The sequence below is a fragment of the Cryomorpha ignava genome (assembly GCF_010686655.1).
Taxonomy (GTDB): Bacteria; Bacteroidota; Bacteroidia; order Flavobacteriales_D; family Cryomorphaceae; genus Cryomorpha; species Cryomorpha ignava.
On the sequence record NZ_JAAGVY010000012.1, the window covers coordinates 1 to 20,766 of the forward strand.

The 20,766-nt window shown below is 40.7% G+C and carries 14 protein-coding genes; 3 read left to right on the top strand and 11 right to left on the bottom strand.

The features are described from left to right. From G3O08_RS21695 to G3O08_RS08370, 6 genes are all read right to left on the bottom strand, one after another. Positions 1 to 4,443 (bottom strand): T9SS type A sorting domain-containing protein (locus G3O08_RS21695; RefSeq protein WP_163284813.1); only part of this gene is annotated, 4,443 nt, incomplete at its 3' end. Between the two features lie 386 nt (positions 4,444 to 4,829). Next, positions 4,830 to 5,219: a type II toxin-antitoxin system HicB family antitoxin gene (locus G3O08_RS08350; RefSeq protein WP_317164047.1), complete on the bottom strand. Its 390-nt coding sequence runs from the start codon at positions 5,217 to 5,219 to the stop codon at positions 4,830 to 4,832. A 275-nt stretch (positions 5,220 to 5,494) separates the two neighbouring features. Further along, complete coding sequence (locus G3O08_RS08355; RefSeq protein ID WP_163284815.1) at positions 5,495 to 6,517, bottom strand: quinone oxidoreductase family protein; 1,023 nt, start codon at positions 6,515 to 6,517, stop codon at positions 5,495 to 5,497. A gap of 120 nt (positions 6,518 to 6,637) precedes the next feature. After that, complete coding sequence (rsmI, locus tag G3O08_RS08360; RefSeq protein WP_163284817.1) at positions 6,638 to 7,309, bottom strand: 16S rRNA (cytidine(1402)-2'-O)-methyltransferase; 672 nt, start codon at positions 7,307 to 7,309, stop codon at positions 6,638 to 6,640. A gap of 3 nt (positions 7,310 to 7,312) precedes the next feature. Further along, complete coding sequence (locus tag G3O08_RS21700; RefSeq protein WP_163284819.1) at positions 7,313 to 8,560, bottom strand: M28 family metallopeptidase; 1,248 nt, start codon at positions 8,558 to 8,560, stop codon at positions 7,313 to 7,315. 41 nt (positions 8,561 to 8,601) lie between these two features. Continuing rightward, a complete protein-coding gene (locus G3O08_RS08370) occupies positions 8,602 to 9,354 on the bottom strand; it encodes a hypothetical protein (protein WP_163284821.1) in 753 nt (250 codons plus the stop codon). Positions 9,355 to 9,489: 135 nt separating this feature from the next. Here G3O08_RS08370 and G3O08_RS08375 point away from each other — a divergent pair, with 135 nt between their 5' ends. From G3O08_RS08375 to G3O08_RS08385, 3 genes are all read left to right on the top strand, one after another. Further along, positions 9,490 to 10,095, top strand: coding sequence for a thymidine kinase (locus G3O08_RS08375; RefSeq protein WP_163284823.1), 606 nt, complete (start codon positions 9,490 to 9,492; stop codon positions 10,093 to 10,095). Then, on the top strand, positions 10,088 to 12,565 hold the full coding sequence (locus G3O08_RS08380; protein ID WP_163284825.1) for a bifunctional UDP-N-acetylmuramoyl-tripeptide:D-alanyl-D-alanine ligase/alanine racemase: 2,478 nt from the start codon (positions 10,088 to 10,090) through the stop codon (positions 12,563 to 12,565). Before G3O08_RS08375 ends, G3O08_RS08380 begins: the two co-directional genes overlap by 8 nt. 115 nt (positions 12,566 to 12,680) lie before the next feature. Continuing rightward, a complete protein-coding gene (locus G3O08_RS08385) occupies positions 12,681 to 15,350 on the top strand; it encodes a GEVED domain-containing protein (protein WP_163284827.1) in 2,670 nt (889 codons plus the stop codon). On the opposite strand, the gene G3O08_RS08390 is transcribed toward G3O08_RS08385, so the two are convergent. The 5 genes from G3O08_RS08390 to G3O08_RS08410 all read right to left on the bottom strand — a co-directional run bounded on the left by G3O08_RS08390 (position 15,343) and on the right by G3O08_RS08410 (position 20,647). Continuing rightward, entirely contained in the window at positions 15,343 to 16,932 is a 1,590-nt protein-coding gene (locus tag G3O08_RS08390; protein WP_163284829.1) for an O-antigen ligase family protein, read from the bottom strand. The two genes, G3O08_RS08385 and G3O08_RS08390, sit on opposite strands and share 8 nt — an antisense overlap. A 23-nt stretch (positions 16,933 to 16,955) precedes the next feature. Beyond that, entirely contained in the window at positions 16,956 to 18,611 is a 1,656-nt protein-coding gene (locus G3O08_RS08395; protein WP_163284831.1) for a S41 family peptidase, read from the bottom strand. Between the two features lie 94 nt (positions 18,612 to 18,705). Continuing rightward, positions 18,706 to 19,101: a ribonuclease P protein component gene (gene rnpA, locus G3O08_RS08400; RefSeq protein ID WP_163284833.1), complete on the bottom strand. Its 396-nt coding sequence runs from the start codon at positions 19,099 to 19,101 to the stop codon at positions 18,706 to 18,708. A gap of 61 nt (positions 19,102 to 19,162) precedes the next feature. After that, the gene (locus G3O08_RS08405) at positions 19,163 to 19,909 is read right to left on the bottom strand and encodes a uroporphyrinogen-III synthase (protein WP_163284835.1); all 747 of its coding nucleotides are present in this window, start codon (positions 19,907 to 19,909) and stop codon (positions 19,163 to 19,165) included. Between the two features lie 33 nt (positions 19,910 to 19,942). Beyond that, a complete protein-coding gene (locus G3O08_RS08410; protein WP_163284837.1) occupies positions 19,943 to 20,647 on the bottom strand; it encodes a DUF4271 domain-containing protein in 705 nt (234 codons plus the stop codon). Positions 20,648 to 20,766 lie beyond the last annotated feature (119 nt).

Genomic DNA, 20,766 nt, shown 5'->3' on the forward strand with positions numbered 1-20,766 from the left:
TTTGCCATGACTCACTTTTTTACCATTTTGAAGCAATTGATATAAATACAGTCCATCGGTCAGTTTACGGGTATCAATCAATTCTTGTCCATCATATATTTTCCCAATATTCCGAGAAAGTACTTGTCTCCCAAGGTTATCATATACCAGAAGTATAGATTTTTCCTCTGCCCTTAAGAAATTGAATTGAATGGTCACATAAGAACTCGCAGGGTTTGGATAGGCTGATGTTGTATTTACTTCAGCAATTAACTCATTGTAAGTCGCTTTCGGTTTTTGTGGTGTTGCAATGCTTTTTGGACTTCCAATAGCATCGTAACAGATATTGTAATGAAAACACAATAGATTTTGTGCTCTAAATCCAGCTAACCCCGCATCCGGGTTTTCAACGATTCCTTTTACCATTGCAATCTCTGCTGTACTTAAATTTGCCTCCGTTCTATTGGCTGCGTTTGCACTTTCCAGCAGAGAATAGAATGATTTTAATGCAACACACTCATTTTGTCTAGAAGCATCCAACTTATAAAAGTTAAGCATTGAATCCAGTAAATTGATTGAAGCTGAATATTGGTTGCGATCAGCTAAAGCACTCGCGCGATTATAATTGGCTTCAACAGTTTTTACTTTACTCATATAATATATCATACTATCAGGTTCTGAACTGGTGCTGTCAGCAAAAGCTTTTTGACTAATAATTCGCTTTTGAATGCGGCTAACTTCAAAATGAAGTTCACTTAATGCACTCTCCATACTTGTGCGCAAAGTTGTTTGATCTCGAGATGCCCAAAGTAGATCAATCATATATTGAGGCAAGGGGTTCACTAAATCATTTTCAAGTTTTAATATGACTTCACCGGAACGCAATGCATCGGGATTTGACAATAGCACTTCTAAAAGCATAGCGTGGGGCATAATTTCTCTTAAGGCAGCTATAATTAATACTTCTGCAGAGTTATAGGGTGAGCGTGCAATTAATTCATCGCGCAATTCCCATGCATTCTGTGGCCACGTTTGCTCAATTTCAGTAATTATTCCCTGCGTATTTCCATTGTCAATAATCTGACTATATGTATAATGCAAACCACCAAATTCATTTATTTTTTCATAAAGCTGTGGATAACCAACAACTACTATAGGTCCGGTTGTAAAGTTTGAAGGACAATTTTTACTTACAGTTAGTTGCGGCTGTATGGAAACCCTTCCCGGTGTCATTTCAGCATAAAGAGGTGGATCTGTATTATAGAAATAACCATATATATCTGTAGAATTAACCGTAAAGTGGGTAAACACAGTTGGATCAGCCGTTGGATCTGAAAATATATTTCCGGCCGGCCGCGCAGGGTTACCACTTCCTTGGTTTTGGCGAATGCCGGCGTTACTAAAATCGTCATTCTGAGTAGGAAATCTACTAACCTCAAAATCTATTTCATTGTCTTCATTGGTATTGCAAATAAATTGTAGTCCGGCTTGTCCTGCCGCTACACCACCTTCAGAGCTTGTGTTTTTATTAACCTGCAATCCATTTGCAGCTACTTTCAAGTTTGTAAAACTGTTTTTATAAATGGCATTTTCAGCACCTTCGCTATTGTAAACCAATACGCCATACCCATCATTTGCCGCTGTAGGCGATGCTTCAAAATCATTGTCTTCCAGAGAAAATACCAAGGTTTGATTAAAATAAACACCTAAATTGGTTTGAACGAAAGTCACATCGAAATAATTATAAGGATGATCACCTAGATAAAAGTTATTATCATAAATTTCACTATTTTCTGCGCCGGCGATTTCAACCCCAATCATATTTTCATAAAAATCAGAACTACTCACAGATATGGCTCTCTTAGCTGAACCGCCAAGTGCTTCAATAGCTTTGTGCCATCCGGTAAATGTATTTCCTCTTTCATTTTGACATCCACCAACGGGCGGAAAATTATCATTGCAGTGCGCTTTTACAATATAGTTGGCGCTACTGCTATTGATAGCCTTGCCTCTATATTCGGCGAAAGCTACAGTTGATGAATTTGTAAAATTACAGCCTTCTATACGAAGTCGGTCAGTTCTATACAATGTAATTTGAGCCTGTGGAGCATAAGTTGTTAAATCTAAGAATATATCATTATCCACATTGAAATCAGTGTTGTGAACATAACTTTTGTCTGGCATTTTAATAGGGAATGGTCCCCCGGAAGAAGAAAAATTTTGATAAGAGTAAAACTCAATGGCACGGCTACAGTTTTTAAAAGTACTGTTCTCCACTTGAACTATACCGCCTCTTTCATCCCAATGATTCCGATTCCAATTGGTAATAGCTGTTGCCGAATTTTCGATAATGGAATTATTTTTTACTTTTAGTCGTCCCTGATAATATTGCCCTGCGGAATAGTCGTAGTACTGATTTTCATCAGAATCGCCCCAAACATGAATGCCGGCCCAGAAATTATCGCAATCGCCACCGGAAGTTAAGGTGGAGTTATCTACAAGAAGAAAACCATTTGGCTCAACATCAATTCTTGAGCTTATACTATTATCCGTTGCAAATTCAACAGTGGTATTGAGTATAGTTAAGGTTATTCCGGGCTTTACACGTACAGTTCCGAGTACCTTTTTTGGAGTGCTCCAGGTGGTGTTAACATCAATATCTACTATACCATCTACATAATCTACAATCAGACTAGGGTCTTCTGGCTTGCCGTAGAAATCAGCTAAGCCACAATCGCTAGCTAATTTTACCAGATATGAATCATCCAGATTATCAGATGTGTTGCCACATATTAAGAGGCCACCATCTGTAGAAGATTGTATGATACGATAGACACATTCTTGCTGTTTTAAATTCCCAGGCACGCATTCGCGAGGAGCATTGTCAGAACTATCCCATATTTTATCCCATTGCAAATTAAAATTAGAATCATATTTACGCACATATGAGCAGGTGCTCATAAGCTTCCAGAAAATATCTGAGGGGTTAGTAATGTATGCACAATTAGGAAATAGGGGTGTGAGACAATCGCCGATAGTTTGACCGGATGGATTGTTTAAATCCATAAGGGTATTCATGCCCGGTAGGGTGCCTGTGTCGTAATGGGCAGGCGATTGCCGTGAAGTAACCAATGCGAAGCCACCATCATCTGTGGGGATACCGCTCACCCACAGGTCATAAGCTCGTATTTCACCAAAATTTTCAATTGCTTCAAATGTGCCATCTAATTCCATCTGAACTACTACACCTTCAGCTATGCCATTGGCACTTATGGCAAATTCATTATTCGCTACAATGAACCAATACAGGTAATTGTCGGTAAAAATAGCTGATGTAGTTCTTCCATTTAAATCTGGGTCTATTTCATTATTGCTATTAATTGCTAGAGGAATATCATCAGGGGTATAATAAAAGTCGGGAGAGTCAAAAGAAAGGCTGGTCAAATTTCCAAGGGTATCGGTAACCAATGATACGAAACCTTGATTATAAATTCCACCGGGAATATGTGGCGAGGGTAAATCAGCCCCAGAAATTAAATATTGATTGTTCTTCTTTGTAATTTCGTAAATTTCTCCGTCAGAACCTGGTTCAAATTCGTTTCTCCAGTTTACGTGGCCTGTAGTTTTATTTACCGACAAAAGAAATTTATTTTTACCCACGGGACCCGCAGCAGAGAATCCACCTGCAAGTAAATTATTCCCATTGAAGACGCCGGAATGTAGATGCCCTTGCAATGGATGTGCAGCTGCAAGCGTATTTGGCAATCCATAGTAATTATTCCAGATAACATCGCCGTTGGTACCGATTTTAATGATATTTGCTTTGCGTGCAAATCCTTCTGTAGAGGTGCAGGTTAAAGGAAAAACAGGCTGTGATGCAGTTGTTGGATTGTAATATATCGGGCCTGTGCCCAGTTGTGTTTCATTATTAGCATTTACTTCAATTCCTTCAGTCAGATTTCTAGCATTGCCTCCAAAACCAAAAAGGTAAATGTCTTCATTCTCATCTTGTGTTACGCCCCAAATTTCACCTAAGTTGTACCTATAAAAATCGGTAACATTCCCATCCAAATCGTAAAAAACAACAACTTGCCTTACATGCCCAAAGATTTCACCTATATCTAAAAAGAAAGCGCACCCATCTGCGGCTGCAGTTGCAGTGTAACAATCTAAAACAGTAGACCCCGAGCCTTCTAATGTGAAGGTTGCAAAATCTTGATCATGAGAAAAACCCACGGCAACGTATCCGGCTACATTTCCATTTTTCTTGTATTCAATTACATCAAAAAACCAATCCTGACTTGAATCATCTTGACTCATAGGGTTGCCCGCCATATTCGTTTCAGGCCAAAAAATATCTTTCCATTCAATTTGGGGCGAGAGTGGTGCACTAAGCACAGCAGGGGCTTGTGCTTTTAAATCTTGGCTAATAAAGCCAATAAGAATAATTAGTAGAGAGAGCACTCTTAGAATTTCTGTTTTTTTACTAGACCAAAATGTACTGAAAGCTGGATTCGTGTTTTTACATTCTTGAGTGAAAGAATGAGAATTGCAAAGTTTCTTGGTGATTATATTCATAACAGATCTGGATTAAGGTTTTCTCAAATCTACTAAAAATAATTGAAAATTTGTTAATTGCATTTTTTCATGCAATCTCTATTGTTCTAAATACCTTGTGATCAAGGATGGAGCTGAATATATCAAAAATGAAATTAAAGTCAAAAAATCAGTTGGCGTAAACGTTTTTCAAAAGCCAGATGCGCAGCATTCAAATCTTCAATTTTATAGGTTTTTTGAACAAAGAGATCTAGGTTTGAAAACAACCTCAATTTATATTTCAGTGTTCCTTCCTAAATCTCTTTCATCAATCTTGAGCGAATTGATTCTGCCACAAAAGTATTCAAAGAAACTTTTGACTCCATTGCTAATAACGCAGCTTTTTGATGAAGTGCAGAAGAAATTCGCACATTAAAACTTCCTTTAAATGATTTTTCAGGCTTGATTCCATCTGATTTGCAATCTGCTAAATACGCATCAATAGCTTCTTTAAAATCTATTTCTAAATCCTTTCCGGTATTCCCTTCGTAAGATATTAAACCTCTAATTCCCAAAATTTTACCGAACAGTAGACTATCTTCCTCACTGTACTCGATAGTGCCATTATATCCCTTATAATCCAGATATTTCATAACTCGAAAATCTCCTTTAATTGTTTTAATTGATATTGCTTCATATACCACTCGGATGAGGCTTATGACGACTTATCGGTACCCCCATTGTTCATTTTGAAATTTCACCCGAGATCCAGATGATTTACCTTTTTTTACTTCAGTGAAGCCAAAATAGCCTAATAGCTTAACTGCTTCATTATGATGAAAATCCCGAGGCATTTTCAAAAAATGTTCAACTAGCTTATCTTTTGTACACAAAACGAATGTAACTGCATTTAGTTGCAAATACAAATATTCTTTATTGAATTTACAACAAGCTAAAGGAACAGATCAATCAGATGCTTTCACCAAAAAACAACAGTCTTCCCAATTGTACCCCGTTTTTCAAGAGCTAAATGCGCTGTATTCAAATCGCCAATTTTATAGGTTTTTTGAACAACCGGATCTAACTTTCCATCTTCGGCTTGGGCAATTACAGCTTTGAGGCATTTAGCTATTAGTTCGGGTTTGTAATCGCCAAGTTTTAGAATATTGATGCCGATTAATGATTTAGACCGCATAATGAACGCGAGCGGGGTATAAAATCCGGTTTGAAAAAGGAGCTTTAAACCGGAAAAAATTCCTTTCCCGCCTCCTACGCGTGAGGCTGCTCCAAAGAGAACGAGCTTCCCTCCGGCCCCCAGAAGTCTCAAATCTTTTTTTATCGATTTTCCGGCAAGTGAATTAAAAGTAGCATCTATTCTTTGACCTTTAAGCAGCGAATTAATCTCTTTAAAATAATCATTTTCACGGTAATTAATGGTGTGGTGAACACCCATATTTCGCAAAAATTCGAGTTTTTTTTCAGAGCCCGCTGTTGCAAAAATCTCGCAGCCGGCGTTAAGAGCCATTTGGCAGAGCGCTATTCCTACACCGCCAGCAGCGGCGTGTATGAGCACACGATCTCCGCGATAGAGATTCATGCTTTCATGGAAACACACGTAAGCAGTTGTGAATTGGGTCGCAACTGCCAGAGCCTTTTCGGCTGGGTATTGACCTGAAAAAGAACCGATTGCCCGGTAATCTGTAACTGCATATTCGGCGTAACCTCCAAAACGAGTAAGCGCCACAACTCTGGTTCCCACAAAATCGCCCGTCACTTTATCACCTTGAGCTTCAACTCTACCAACAACCTCATAACCAATTATGCAAGGTCTGTCAGGCGTCTCGGGATACATACCGGTTCGCGCGAGCACATCGGCAAAATTTAATCCAAAAGCTTCTACTTTTATCAATACCTGATCTGGGGCGCAGGTGGGAATTGCTGCGTCCCGAATTTCAAACGCCTGTTCGGGTGCTCCAAACTTTTTAAGAAAAACTGCCTTCATAATTTTTTCTTTTGGATTGCAAACATCAATATTGTATTCGTAACAGTTTAGTCATTCTATCACAACACTCCTATTTCATTATTCGAAATTCTTCATGCGTCATTCGTAATTCGAAATTAATTATTCCTTTCCTTTTATCACGATAACCATCTCACCTTTTGGCGGAGTAGTTTCAAAATGCTGTGCCAATTCGGCAAGTGTTCCACGAAGGGTTTCTTCGTAAAGTTTGGTTAATTCACGCGAAACAGTTGCCGGGCGATCTTCGCCAAAAAATTCGGCCATGAGTACAAGTGTTTTGACAATACGATGCGGCGATTCGTAAAACACTATCGTTCGCGATTCGTCAGCGAGCCCTTCTAACCGCTTGTTTCTTCCCTTTTTGGGCGGAAGAAATCCTTCAAAAATAAACCGATCGGTCGGAAATCCGGAGTTGGTGAGCGCTGGTATAAATGCTGTTGCTCCGGGAAGGGATTCCACTTCGATATCTGCTTCCACACAGGCGCGCACCAGCAAAAAACCCGGATCGGAAATTCCCGGCGAGCCCGCATCTGTTATGATTGCCAGCGTATCGCCACCAGCAATACGCTCTACAATCCGCTCAACCATGCGGTGCTCGTTGTGCGCGTGAAAAGGGATGAGCTTTTGATCAATTTCAAAATGTTTCATCAGCCTTCCCGACGTTCTGGTATCTTCGGCCAACACTGCATCTACGGTTTTCAAAACCTCCAAGGCCCTAAGGGTTATATCTCCCAGATTTCCAATTGGCGTCGGTACTAAAATGAGTTTGCCCATAAGTTATAGAGTATCCAGATAAGTCACCAGCAAGGTAAAGAGTTCGTTGTAATTTGCCCAATCAAGCCCCGATGGAACATCGTACACATCGTGATACGCTTTGGCATTTCCTAGTGTATAGATAAAAACCGCCGGCACTCCCGCCTCCGAAAACCAATAATGATCGCTATTAGCCGCTTTTCCGCGCAATTTTATTTTGGGTAAAAATTCATTTTGAGTATTGATAGCTGCAAGGCTACGCATCCTTTCGGGAAAAAGGCTTCCATTAACTAATGTAATTCCTTCAGCAGCAGATCCCATCAGGTCGAGATTGACCAAAAACTTAATTTTAGACAGATCAAAAAGCGGATTGTCAACAAAGTATTTAGACCCGATTAATCCGGCCTCTTCGGCTGCAAACGAAATGAAATAAATATCTTGTTGGGGTTTATTTTCGGCGTAAAACCGCATTAAATCGAGCAGCATGGCCGTACCACTGGCATTGTCGCTAGCACCCGGAAACATGGCATTGCCCATCATACCCAAGTGATCGTAATGGGCAGTAATTACCAGGCAGCTATCACTCGATTCCCCCGAAATTTTTCCAATAATATTTCTGGCTTCATACTCAATTTCAGCATTTTGAACATCAATTCCCACTTTTCTCGAATCGGTGCAAAATTTCCCTTTTTCAATTTCTATAAGTGAGTTTTTGTAGCGCTGCGGACTAACCGACCACATTATCTTTTTGGGATTAAGCACAATTATCGGAGACTTTCGCAACGTGGCAATCTTGAAATCATGAAGAAGACTCACCTCGTCGGGGGTATCAATTCCCGTAAGATCAATTACCGGAATAGCCTTTCTTTTTTTTGGAGTTGGCGATGAATTCTGAAAGCTCGTGGAATCGAGAAAAACCGTTTTGTATTTCCCATGCGAACTACCCGAACCGGGATTAATCAAATAATCGTACCCTTCGACCAGCGTATTGCCATTGCAGGAGACTATAGATTTTTTCGGAAAAGTATTTACTTTAAAAATGAATGGCTGAAAATAGCTTTCGCTAACAGGTTTAGCTCTTAATTTTTCAAATTGAGCGGCCAAATAATCCGCCGCCAGATTAGATCCATCGTTTATATATCCTCTTCCAAAAAAAGCAGGACTGGATAATGTATCAACCTGGCTGTTAACGTAATCTAGATCTTGAGAGAAAACAGAAACAGGAATTAGCCAAATCCAAAATGCTCCGGCAAAGACGAAACACGTTTTCACAAGTGGAAAATAATTTTTTACGCTATGAGCCCTCATCTGCATCACAGAAACCGTCTCTCTACCAATTCCATCATCTCCTTCACTGTGGGGCTTTTCATTTCCCATTCAAACCTATCGCCGGGCCCATTTTGAATGTATTCATCAGCCTCTAAATAGGTGGCGCACGCATTAATCCTATCCAATGCCATTTCAAAAGCACCGGTATCGTTCTGAAAGAGCGTAGAAATAAATTTAAACTTCTGGTTAATCGTAATTGCGGTTTTCAAGTTAGCAATAGGCTTTTGGTGAAGCTTTTGCGCTAAAGAAGGACCCTTTTCACCAAAAGCATCATTGAGGCTTTTTTCCATTTCCCTTATTTCTTCTATCGAGTCAATCAGTGATATTTGGTTGGAAGGAATAATGGAATTTTCTATTCTAAAAGCAGCCCGCTCCTCGTTCACTTCATTTGCTACAGGCTCTGGAGTTATTTCAGTTTTAGCCGGTTCGCTTTCCGGCTCTTCTTCCATTTGTGGTTGGGGCTCAACAGGTTTATCCTCCGCTGTCTCTTGAATAGCCGGTTCGATTGTAGACTCTGATTTTTCAATCACTTTCTCTCGCTCAATTTTTCCGGATACATCACCCTCATAAGCCTGATCGTACCGTTCTTCAAACGTTTTGTACTGTAGCACAATCATGCGCTCATGCAGCTGCCGCGAAAGTTCAGTCATTTCAATAATTTCATCGGCGTGAAGCTCTCCCTTTTCCAATTTTTCAGCCAGCTCCAAAATTTGCTTTGAAATACTATTTATAGTCATGTTAATCTGTTCTTTATCTATTAAAAACGGCGAAAATCCCCGAAGCGTATTTTCAGGGTTTATTAAATGATTATTTTAGCCGTTTGGCAAATCTACTTGATTCTGGCCAAAAGCCCCACCCACTTAAGGTAAAATATGTTTCTCGAAGATACACGAAAGGTAAAAAAACGCGGCGAAGGCTGGATAGAAGTGGTATGCGGCTCCATGTTTTCGGGCAAAACTGAGGAGTTGCTGCGCCGCTTAAACAGAGCGAAAATTGCCAAACAGCGCATCGAAATTTTTAAACCCGAAATAGACACCCGCTACGACGATGAAGATGTGGTGAGCCATGATAAAAATGCGATAAGAAGTACACCGGTTTCATCATCTGAAAAAATTCTCTTGCTTACCGCCGATGCGGATGTGGTGGGAATTGATGAGGCTCAATTTTTTGACGACAACCTCCCAAGAGTTTGCAATGAGCTTGCCAATCAAGGAATTAGAGTGATTGTTGCCGGACTTGATATGGATTTTCAAGGACGACCTTTTGGCCCTATTCCACATCTTTTGGCCATAGCCGAATACATTACCAAAGTACATGCTATCTGCGTAAAAACCGGAACTCTGGCGCAATATTCACATCGCATTTTAGGAGGAGAAGACACAGTGGAGCTTGGTGAATTAGATCGCTACGAACCACTAAGCCGGCAGGCATACATTCAAGCACGCGAAGCAGAAAAAAAGAAAAAAGACGATGCTTAAAGGCGGATACGAGATTGAAGATTTCAAAAATATTATTGGCGGCAGCTTCTTGCATAGAGCCAACCAAGCCGGCATAAAACATATTGTAACCGACAGCCGGAAATTTGAATTTCGGGAAGGATCTGTCTTTTTTGCACTCTCGGGATCGCGGCGAGATGGGCATTCCTATTTGCAGGAAATGCATGGAAAAGGGGTGCGCATTTTTGTGGTTTCATCAGAACTTGGTATTCCGGTTCTCAAAAATTCCACCATTATTACGGTCCAAAATTCGGTTATGGCTCTTCAACAATTCGCCGCTCACCACCGCAGTCTATTCCATATTCCTGTGGTGGGCATTACCGGCAGCAATGGAAAAACCATCGTTAAAGAATGGATCTATCAGTTGCTTTATACCGACTTTCATGTAATTAGAAGTCCAAAAAGTTATAACTCGCAAATAGGAGTGCCGCTCTCTGTATTGCTCATGGACGAATCGCACGATCTGGCAGTGTTTGAAGCAGGCATTTCCCGAAAGGGCGAAATGCGAAAGCTCGAAAAAATCATCAAACCGACGATTGGTATTTTTACCAACATCGGTCCTGCGCATCAGGAGAATTTTGAAAGCCTAAATGAAAAAATCGATGAAAAGCTCCAGCTTTTTATGGACTGCAAAACGCTGATTTATTGCAGAGACCAAGAGAATATTCACGAAAGGATCCAGTCGCAATTAAGCAAACATACACTTCTTACCTGGTCGAAAAACCACGAGGCCAATCTTAAAATTATAAGCACCAAAGTAACCGGTAAAAAAACACGCATTACAGGCCAATTTGAGGGTAAGGAAAGAGTCATTGAAATTCCCTTCAACTCACCGACTTCCGTAGAAAATTCCTGTCACCTCTGGCTTTTGCTTCTTCATTTGGATATGTCTGATGAGATAATTGCCAGCCATTTTACAACGCTTACTCCCGTGGCAATGAGGCTCGAACAGCTGGATGGAATAAACGGCTGTGTGCTGATAAACGATGTGTACAATTCTGATATTAACACACTTACTATTGCGCTCGATTATCTGAAATACCTTAGTAAGAACAAGAAATACACGGCTATTGTAAGCGACATTTTACAATCTGGCGAAGAGGAAGAAAACTTGTATCGCCGTGTTGCCGAGCTTTTAAAATCGCGCGGAATTACGCGATTTATCGGTATTGGAAAACAATTGAAATCGCACGCCCACCTGTTTTCAGATCTAAAAGCTACTTTTTACGAAAGTACTGGTGCGTTTTTGCAAAATGCGAATAAGCGTGATTTTGCAAAAGAAAATATTCTGCTTAAAGGATCACGAGCCTTTAAATTTGAGCGCATTGCTGACTTTTTACAAGAAAAATCGCACGAAACTGTTTTGGAAATTGACCTGACCAAAATGGTTGAAAATCTGAATTATATAAGAACCAGATTGCAATCCGACACAAAAATTATGGCCATGGTAAAAGCCTTTGCCTACGGTGCCGGAAGTTATGATGTAGCCCAGATTTTGGAATATAACCGTGTAGATTATTTGGCTGTGGCTTACGCCGATGAAGGTATCTCGCTGCGTGAAGATGGAATTACGCTACCAATAATGGTTCTCAATCCGGAGCTTTCGAGTTACGACGCCATGATACGGTACCACCTCGAGCCGCAGCTTTTTAGTTTTCGCACGCTCGAATATTTTACCGAAGCCTTACAAACTTCTACCGAAGCGCGCAGGTATCCCATTCACATAAAGATCAATACGGGAATGAACAGGCTCGGTTTTGATTTTGCAGATTTACCAAAACTCGCCGAAAGAATACTTGAAATAGATGTATTGGAGGTGAAATCTGTCTTTTCACATTTGGCAGGAAGCGACGATCAAAAATTTGAAGCATTCACCCAACAGCAAATTGCCGACTTTACAAAAGCCGCTGATTTCCTTTCCGACAAACTACCGAATCCTTTTATGCGACACATTCTCAATTCGAGCGGGATCTTGCGGTATCCCGAAGCGCAAATGGACATGGTGCGGTTGGGCCTTGCATTGTATGGAATTACAACAAGCCTAGATTTCCAAGGAAAACTAAAACCGGTGAGTACCCTTAGAACTGTCATTTCCCAAATTCGCGAAATTGAACCCGGTGAAGGTGTGGGCTATACGCCAAAAATGCCAGTGTCCGAAAAAACCAAAATTGCCGTTATTCCAGTTGGCTATGCCGATGGATTGCCTCGACTTCTCGGAAACGGTGGCGGTAATGTTTTGATTTCCAACACTGCCGTTCCGTTTATTGGAAATATTTGTATGGACATGTCGATGGTAAATGTAACCGGAATAGATTGCGAAGAAGGCGATGAAGTGGAGGTTTTTGGCGAACATCTGGATATTTACGAAATGGCTGATCATCTTCAAACCATCCCTTACGAAGTACTTACCAATATTTCTCAAAGGGTAAAACGGGTTTTTATTCAAGATTAGCCTTCCAATTGTTTTAAGCGAATATTCCCCAAAAGCAACGTATTGATCCATATCAGTTTGCATTTAGCCTGATTGATTTGGTAAATTGACCCCTACTTGCAAAGAACCGCACTCTATGTTGAAACTTTACACCCTCATTACCAGTTTATTTCTTCTTGCCTCTTCATTGGCTTACAGCCAAATGGACCACAAACCGGGCGAAATTCTAATCCAATTTTCAGCCGATTCTTCTCCGAGAGAGGTAATTGCCAAATATGCCTATAATCGCAATATACCGACGAGTATTGCCCTTGGCGACCTACTCTCCCCACCCATGAATATTTACCGGTTGGAATTCAATCCTGAAATGATTGATGAAACTGTTCTTTTGGAAAAGCTTAAAGCAGACAAGCAAGTAAACAATGTGCAGTTTAACCACTATGTTTATCCGCGAGAGACCGTTCCAAACGACCCGAATCTTAACTCGCAATGGCACCATGTAAACAATGGAAATAATGGCCTTGCCGATGCTGATATTGACAGTGATCTGGCATGGGATATTACCACGGGTGGACTCACCGCTCTGGGCGATACCATTGTAGTATGCGTAATAGAAGGTGGAAACTTATTGCACCCGGATTTGATTGGCAATGCGTATTTTAATTACAATGAAATTCCCGGAAACGAAATAGACGATGATGGAAATGGATACATTGATGATTTTAATGGCTGGAATGTGGCCAGCCAAACCGATGCCGGAGTTTATACAGGAAACCACGGAACCAGTGTAATGGGAATGATTGGCGCCAAAGGAAATAATGAATACGGAACTGTAGGTGCCAACTGGGATGTTAAAATCATGTCGGTGGCAGGTGAGAATATTAATGATGAAGCATCTGTTGTACAGGCGTATACCTATCCGCTTATTCAGCGCAAGCTGTACAATGAAACTGCCGGAGCCAATGGTGCTTTTGTAGTTGCCACGAATGCATCATGGGGAATAGATAATGGAAATCCGGCCGAGGTGCCAATTTGGTCGGCATTTTACGACACCCTTGGCTTGCACGGAATTCTCAGCTGTGGCGCCACAGCAAATAACAACGTGAATATCGATGTTGTGGGTGATATTCCTACTGCTGTGGAAAGCGACTATATGATAAGTGTTACGGCGACAAACTCAAGCGATTTCAGAACTTTCTCGGGCTTTGGAGCCACTACCATTGATCTCGGCGCGCCGGGTGAGGGCGTTGTTACAACAGCCGGGCAAAGCGGTACAACGACTACATCGGGCACTTCATTTGCCTCGCCACTTACTGCCGGGGTTATCGGTTTATTGTATTCTGCGCCATGTGCAGAATTTGCTCAGGTAGCCCGCGACAATCCGCAATTGGGAGCCGATTATATCCGCTACGTGCTTTTTGGCGGGGTGGATCCCATTGAAAATCTGGAGATTGAAACAGTTACAGGAGGTCGGTTAAATGCTTACAACAGCCTGACAATGATTTTGAATAATTGTGCCAATAATTTTTGTGTACCGCCATTTTCATTCGCTTCTTCTGTAGCCAACGATACAAGTTTTAGCTTTAGCTGGACAATGACTGAAGATCAAACAGCGTCTATCCGGTTCAGACTTTTGGGCACAGAAGATTGGACTTATTCAGAAATTCTCGATACCACTTATTATGCAATTGACACGCTATCTATTTGTGCCGATTATGAATTTGAAATTGCCACCAACTGCACCGGGAATATAGACGATTTGAATTATGAATCCAGTATTATTCTGCAAACGCCCGGCTGCTGTGTTGCTCCTGAAACCGCAGAAGTAAATCTGACCACAGAAACCACAATTGGCCTGGACTGGATAACGGGTTTTAACATTACCGGATACGATATATTTTATCGTGAGGCAGATTCTACAGAGTGGATTCTTTCCGGATCGTCACCAGAAGGGAATCATTTGATTAATGGTCTGGATTCTTGCACCAACTACGAAATTTTAATCAGACCAGAGTGCATTACAGGTTTTGAAGTAGGGGCATTTGTAAATCAGCGCACTATTGGTTGCGGAACTTGTATTGATTTAGATTACTGCCCTTCGTTGGGAGAAAACAGCAGTGATGAATTTATTGAATCTGTTGAGATAGGCGATTATTTAAACGTATCAGCTAATAATGGAGGCTACGCTATCTTTGAAGATTCAGGCCTTGAACTGGAACTTGGTTTTGAGTATGGTGCAACACTAACTCCCGGGTTTGGATCTTTTCCATTTTCAGAAAGATTTAAGCTGTGGTTAGATTCAAATCAGGATGGCGAATTTTCGGATGATGAGATTCTATTAGAATCTGAAAGCGCGTCAAATTTAGCTATAACAGGAACAATTACTATACCCCAAAGCGCTCTGGAAGGAGCAACGCGCATGAGAGTGGCCATGAAATACGCCGGTGGTGGCTCAAATGCTCCTACTGCCTGTGGTAATTTTCAATATGGAGAAACAGAAGACTATTGCGTTACCATCGTTAATACCACCGGTATTGAAGAAAATACTGCACTCTCTGTTTTTGAGCTTTATCCAAATCCTTCAAAGAATTCCTTTCATTTAAATTTTGAACCCCTTTCGGGAAATAACTATGCTGGTTATAGACTCGATATAGTTGATCTTGCAGGCAGAACGGTTTATCGCGGCCAGGTGAGCGCAGGAATGAATAGCGTATCACCGGATCTAAACGACGGAGCATATATGGTTCAGCTCTATAATGCGAAGGGAGAATTACTAAAATCGGAAAAGCTGGTGGTAATTAAGTAAGACTGCCGCCGTGAATATCTGATTCGTACTTCAGATTTGGTTCTGTTTCATTTTCATTAAATGGTTTTGAAAATAAACTAAAGAAGAACGCAAAAAAAGTAACTCCCGCCTGTGTTTCAACTGTATCTTCAGTAAGACACGAGATAAAAGCGATAAGTAAAAAAGCCAGAGCGAGGGCGTTCTTCCGCCGCACTTTAAACGTATAGCCAAAAAGGAAGAAAAAATAGCTAATACCGAGAATACCAAAGGCGACAAAAAAGGTAAGAAACTGATTGTGTGCTCTCAGCCAATAGCGCTCGTCGAGATGGGGATGCATTTCTTGGTGCATTGCTTTCATCTCATTTTTAACATCGCCGGTACCTACCCCAAAAGCCCAATTTGGCTTTATAACGTTCCACGCTACTTTCCAGAATAGAATGCGCTGGAAAAAAGAAGAACCTGTAACATCGCCGGTAACCTTGTAAACGTGAAGCCCAAACATAAAAGAGTGAAACCGGAGTTTTAAACCCGATTCATTGGCGTAAATTTCATTTGGAAAACCGTTTTCAATATTGTGAATATCCCCTTCCGTCAAACCCATAACGCCGGCATAATCTTTTCGCAAGCCTTTGGAAGTGAGATAACGCATCAGCGTAAAATTCAGGCTGGCATCATTTGTATCGGCCAGCATTTTTACATCGCTACGCTCATTCCACGCCTCAATCATTTCATCATTGGCGAAATATGCAAACGTGCTATTCCCATTTTCAATCAGTCCTGTTTCAGCCAAGTCTGCATAATCATTTCCTCTTGCTGTTTTTTTATCGAAAGATTTCTCCTTTGGCTTAGCCACAAAATAATCGTGATAATAGTTTACAGAATAAAATACGGAGGCGGCTAAACCAATAATCAGAAGGGAAACTGTAATTATGACGGCTCGCGGCTTTGCTATTCCTATGACAAAATATACTGCATAAGCGCAAAGCAGTAAAATGAGAATAATTATTCCGGTAGCAGATTGTAAGACGTTAAAAAACACGAGCGTATTTATTAATACAATCACTCCGTATATCTTCCACAATACCGATAGCTCTTTCCAAAGATAGATAATGGCCATTATGAGCATTACCATAAGCAGACTAAGCCTAATATGCGACACTCCCTGCACGATTTCGCGGTAGTCTGTGAACCCATCAGGCAACTGAAAATACCGAATATATGCAGAAATTGCAGCCAGCCACACCCCCAGTGAAAGCGCCAGAAAAATCAGCTTTACCTGTTTTTTAGATATTGGAATACTTCCCAAAACCAAAGCCAGAATGGGCAATGGTAGTTTTACGCGTAGATCCTTTGTTGCATAATCAAAGTCAGAAGTGTTGATAAGCCAGATTATATGCAGCACAAAGAGGCCGGCGATCAGCAATGCGACTTTATTTTCCTTGAACTTCGAAAAACCCTTTTTTAGTCCGGGGGAGATGAGCCAAGTAATGAAAAGGAGAATAACTCCAAGACTCATCAATAGATTGAGGTTTGGCATTCCAAACGCCAAAAAGCAGAGCAAAAACGTATAAACCCTATGGGTAGTTCCGGAGAGTTTTAGCAATTTTATAAGACCTTAGTTGTCTTTTAAACGGGTTTTAGAATAGCTTGGTATTCTGAAGGTTCTTTTAAAACTCTTTTTGCTTCAGCTACGGCTATGTCAGATGCGAGCGATGACTCAATTCTACCACGCTGATAGTAATAGCGAGATACAATTTCATTAACCAAAATATCCTCTATTTCGTCTTTGAAAATGATGAGATCCTTCTTCTTCTTCGACTTCAACACCGTTTCGAGCGTACTAAATTCGCTTTCAGCCAGACCCCAGTATTTTTCTTTTTTGGCAATTTTCACCAATTCCTCCAGTTCCCTTTCAGTATCAGTGGTATAGCTATAGTTTTTATCTTCAAGGTAAGCCATAAATGCTTCATATTCTTCATCAGACAGTCTGAATTCAGTTGCCGCTGCAATTTCACTGTGTTCGGCAGCGTACTTGTTGCTATACTTGAAAAAGAGACTCTCTGATAACAAGCTTGCAAGAATATGCGGAAACTCTGTTTTCTGAATCAATAAGTCAGGCTCAATACCCCTGCCATCCATTACTTTACGTCCATTTTCGGTATAGAAAACTTTAAGTAATGAATCAGGTACCTCCTCGGCAATACCATCATCATTCTTATGCGAATAATCCAGTTTTTGAATACATCTTCCACTGGGAATATAATATTTTGCGACAGTGAGCTTAAGCTTATTATTATACTGCAAATCACGCGTTTGCTGTACAAGTCCTTTCCCGTAGGTTCTGTTTCCAATTACTACTCCCCTGTCTAAATCTTGAATCGTACCAGACACAATTTCTGAAGCCGAGGCACTTCCACCATCTACGAGAATAACGAGCGGTATATTGAGATCTACAGGTTCGCTAAGGGTTATATGCTTGCGATCCCACTCTTCAATTTTTCCTTTGGTACTTACTACTTCCTGACCGCGGGGCACAAACAGGTTTACAATATTTACTGCCTCTCTCAACAGCCCACCACCGTTTCCGCGCAGATCGAATATCAATTCCTTCATTCCCTGCTTGTCTCTCAAATCAAGAAAAGCCTCTTTCACTTCCTGGCTTGCCGTTTGGGTAAAGCTCGTTAACCGTATATATCCAATGTTCTCATCTATCATCCCATAATACGGCACATCCGGAATTTTTATTTCCTCGCGTTTGAGCATTACTTTTTGAATCTCTCCAAAACGCTCAAAAGTAACTTCAAGCTGAGTGCCTGATTGACCTTTAAGCATTTTGCTGATTTCTTCCTGATCTTTTCCTTCTATAGTAACTCCATCTATCATCAGCAGCTTATCGCCCGCTTTAAGGCCAGATTTAAATGCCGGAAATCCTTCATAAGGCTCTGATATATAAACATCGCCGTCAACCGACCTGATCAAACTGCCTATTCCTCCGTACTGCCCGGTGGTCATAAACCGATAATCTTCTATATTGCTTTCAGTAATGTAAGTGGTATAAGGATCGAGCGACTCGAGCATGGCGTCAATACCGGTTTTCATCATATCACCGGGCTGCACATCGTCCACATAAAAGACGTTTAGCTCGCGGTAAAGCGTTGCAAATATTTCGAGGTTTTTAGATATTTCGAAAAAATTATCTTTTGCTGATGTAGCGAATATCCCTATTGCTCCGGTTGCCGCTAATCCGCCTATGACTAGCAATTTTTTAAACCCTGTCTTCATGTTTCTTATTTTGAGAGAAGTTAAAAGTACACTTATCGTAGAATTGAAAACGCATTAATTCATTTTTCTGTACTTCTTTCGCGGTTAATTCTTGTTAACCAGTGCCTCTGGTCAATTCTTTCTTAATTTTCGCCCCTGCCTGAAGGTAGTTCTTCTCTATTTGTGCGTATTCAGCTTCAGGTTTCCCGGTATAAATTATGGCAATAAGAATGGTTTTTCCAGGTGCCGCTTCAATTTTCTGATTGATTTTATTGAGCCTATATATTTCTCTGATTTGCCTTTTCAGCTTATTCCTGTCCACGGCTCGTCGCACACGCTTTTTTGGCACTACCACCAGCACTTTTTGAGTCAGTTCATTCTCTACGCTTTCGCGAAATGCAAAGCGCAACACTATACTTCCATCGCGCACAGATGCTCCGTTTTCAAAAAGCAAGTCGATATCGTGCTTATTGCATATTCGTTCTGATTTTGGGAAGCTAAAGGCTGACATAGGGCAACATATTAAAAAAGGCGACCTTTAAAGTCGCCTCTTCAAATATGGGAAAAAATTATTACTTAATTTTCTTAATATAGCTCTCAATTGCCATTGACATAGAGGGCAGGCCGGGAGTAGGAGCATGCACATCAATATTGAGACCCGCTTTCTTAACGGCGTCGGCTGTCGTTGCCCCAAAAGCGGCAATGCGAGTATTATTCTGCTTAAAATCAGGGAAGTTTTTAAACAGAGACTCTATACCAGACGGGCTGAAGAATACGAGCATATCGTAATTTACATCTGCTAAATCTGAAAGATCGCTACATACCGTTTGGTAAAAAACCGATTTGGAGTAGCGGATATTATGCTTGTCTAGCAAGTCAGTAATATTTCGTTTGTGAATATCGCTACACGGCAAAAGATAGCGCTCATTTTTATGCTTTTTGATTACATCAAGCAAGTCCTGAAAGCTCTGCTTACCGTGAAATATTTTCCGCTTGCGGTACACAACGTACTTTTGCAAATAATAAGCAGTAGATTCCGATAAACAAAAATATTTCAACGAATCGGGCACAATGATGCGCATCTCTTCACACATTCTGAAAAAATGGTCTACAGCATTTCTACTGGTTAATATTACTGCCGTATGTTCCAGAATACTCACGCGTTCTTGCCTGAATTCTTTGGCGGGAATTCCCTCAACGTGAATAAATGAACGGAAATCAATCTTTACCTTGTACTTTGCAGCAAGGTCAAAATAAGGTGACTTTTCCGTAGTTGGTTTAGGTTGTGAAATCAAAATAGATTTGACCTTATCAGCCATAGGGTGTTGTTCTGTTTTAAAGGTTTTTCCTATCTACGCTATTTCTGTGTTGAACAGTTTCCAGACAACCATAAAAGGTAGAATTTCAAGGGTGCAAAGGTACAAAATAATATATACCCGTGAAACAGTGTAACTAAAACTCATCAATAGGCCCTGAAAAAGGCGAAAGAGGATAAAAAGCAGAAAGAGAACACCAATAACATTGAAAAGAATATTAAGAGAGCCTACGTTAATAAAACATATCGCAATTGCTAAAGGCAAGAATATGACTCCCAGAGCCTTATTAACCAAAAAGACCTCAAAAAGATATTCCTTTACAATACCCGGATCATGCAGCACTTTTCGTAAAATAAAATTTAAGACAAGCTTTAGCAAATACACTCCCGCCACCAATGCCACATATATAAGGTAAAGCTCCCACCCCTCGGCCTGCGTAAAATTCCATCCATAAAATTTCGAAGCACCAAATAGAATAAGACCGATTACGAGTGCGAAATTGATAAATAAAAGCACAGAAACACGGTGTGAAAAAACCAACTCTTCGCGCATTACCTGGCGCAAAATCTGAATTCGCACCAAACTACTAAACAGCCGAAAAAGCCTCCTGGTGTAGGCAGCGCGCACATAAGCAAGCACAACGAGTATAACGAAAAATGCGGCAAGCATCCAATATTCATAAAGATTTGGAGTATGACGCAGCTCTGGAATCAACTGGCCGGTGTTATTTATTTGAAGCAAAATATGCACGGTGCGAATATCGTATAAATGAATCGGTTTTCTATGCTACATATTAAGAAGCCGATTTCAATTATTATTTCGGATCCAAAAGGTTACTCAATCGTTCTAACCCAAGATTA

Bases quoted from the DNA above. Each gene is read 5' to 3' on its own strand.
- G3O08_RS08355 (WP_163284815.1), bottom strand. From the start codon at position 6,517: ATGAAGGCAGTTTTTCTTAAAAAGTTTGGAGCACCCGAACAGGCGTTT.
- rsmI (WP_163284817.1), bottom strand. From the start codon at position 7,309: ATGGGCAAACTCATTTTAGTACCGACGCCAATTGGAAATCTGGGAGAT.
- G3O08_RS08370 (WP_163284821.1), bottom strand. From the start codon at position 9,354: ATGACTATAAATAGTATTTCAAAGCAAATTTTGGAGCTGGCTGAAAAA.
- G3O08_RS08375 (WP_163284823.1), top strand. From the start codon at position 9,490: ATGTTTCTCGAAGATACACGAAAGGTAAAAAAACGCGGCGAAGGCTGG.
- G3O08_RS08380 (WP_163284825.1), top strand. From the start codon at position 10,088: ATGCTTAAAGGCGGATACGAGATTGAAGATTTCAAAAATATTATTGGC.
- G3O08_RS08385 (WP_163284827.1), top strand. From the start codon at position 12,681: ATGTTGAAACTTTACACCCTCATTACCAGTTTATTTCTTCTTGCCTCT.
- G3O08_RS08395 (WP_163284831.1), bottom strand. From the start codon at position 18,611: ATGAAGACAGGGTTTAAAAAATTGCTAGTCATAGGCGGATTAGCGGCA.
- rnpA (WP_163284833.1), bottom strand. From the start codon at position 19,101: ATGTCAGCCTTTAGCTTCCCAAAATCAGAACGAATATGCAATAAGCAC.
- G3O08_RS08405 (WP_163284835.1), bottom strand. From the start codon at position 19,909: ATGGCTGATAAGGTCAAATCTATTTTGATTTCACAACCTAAACCAACT.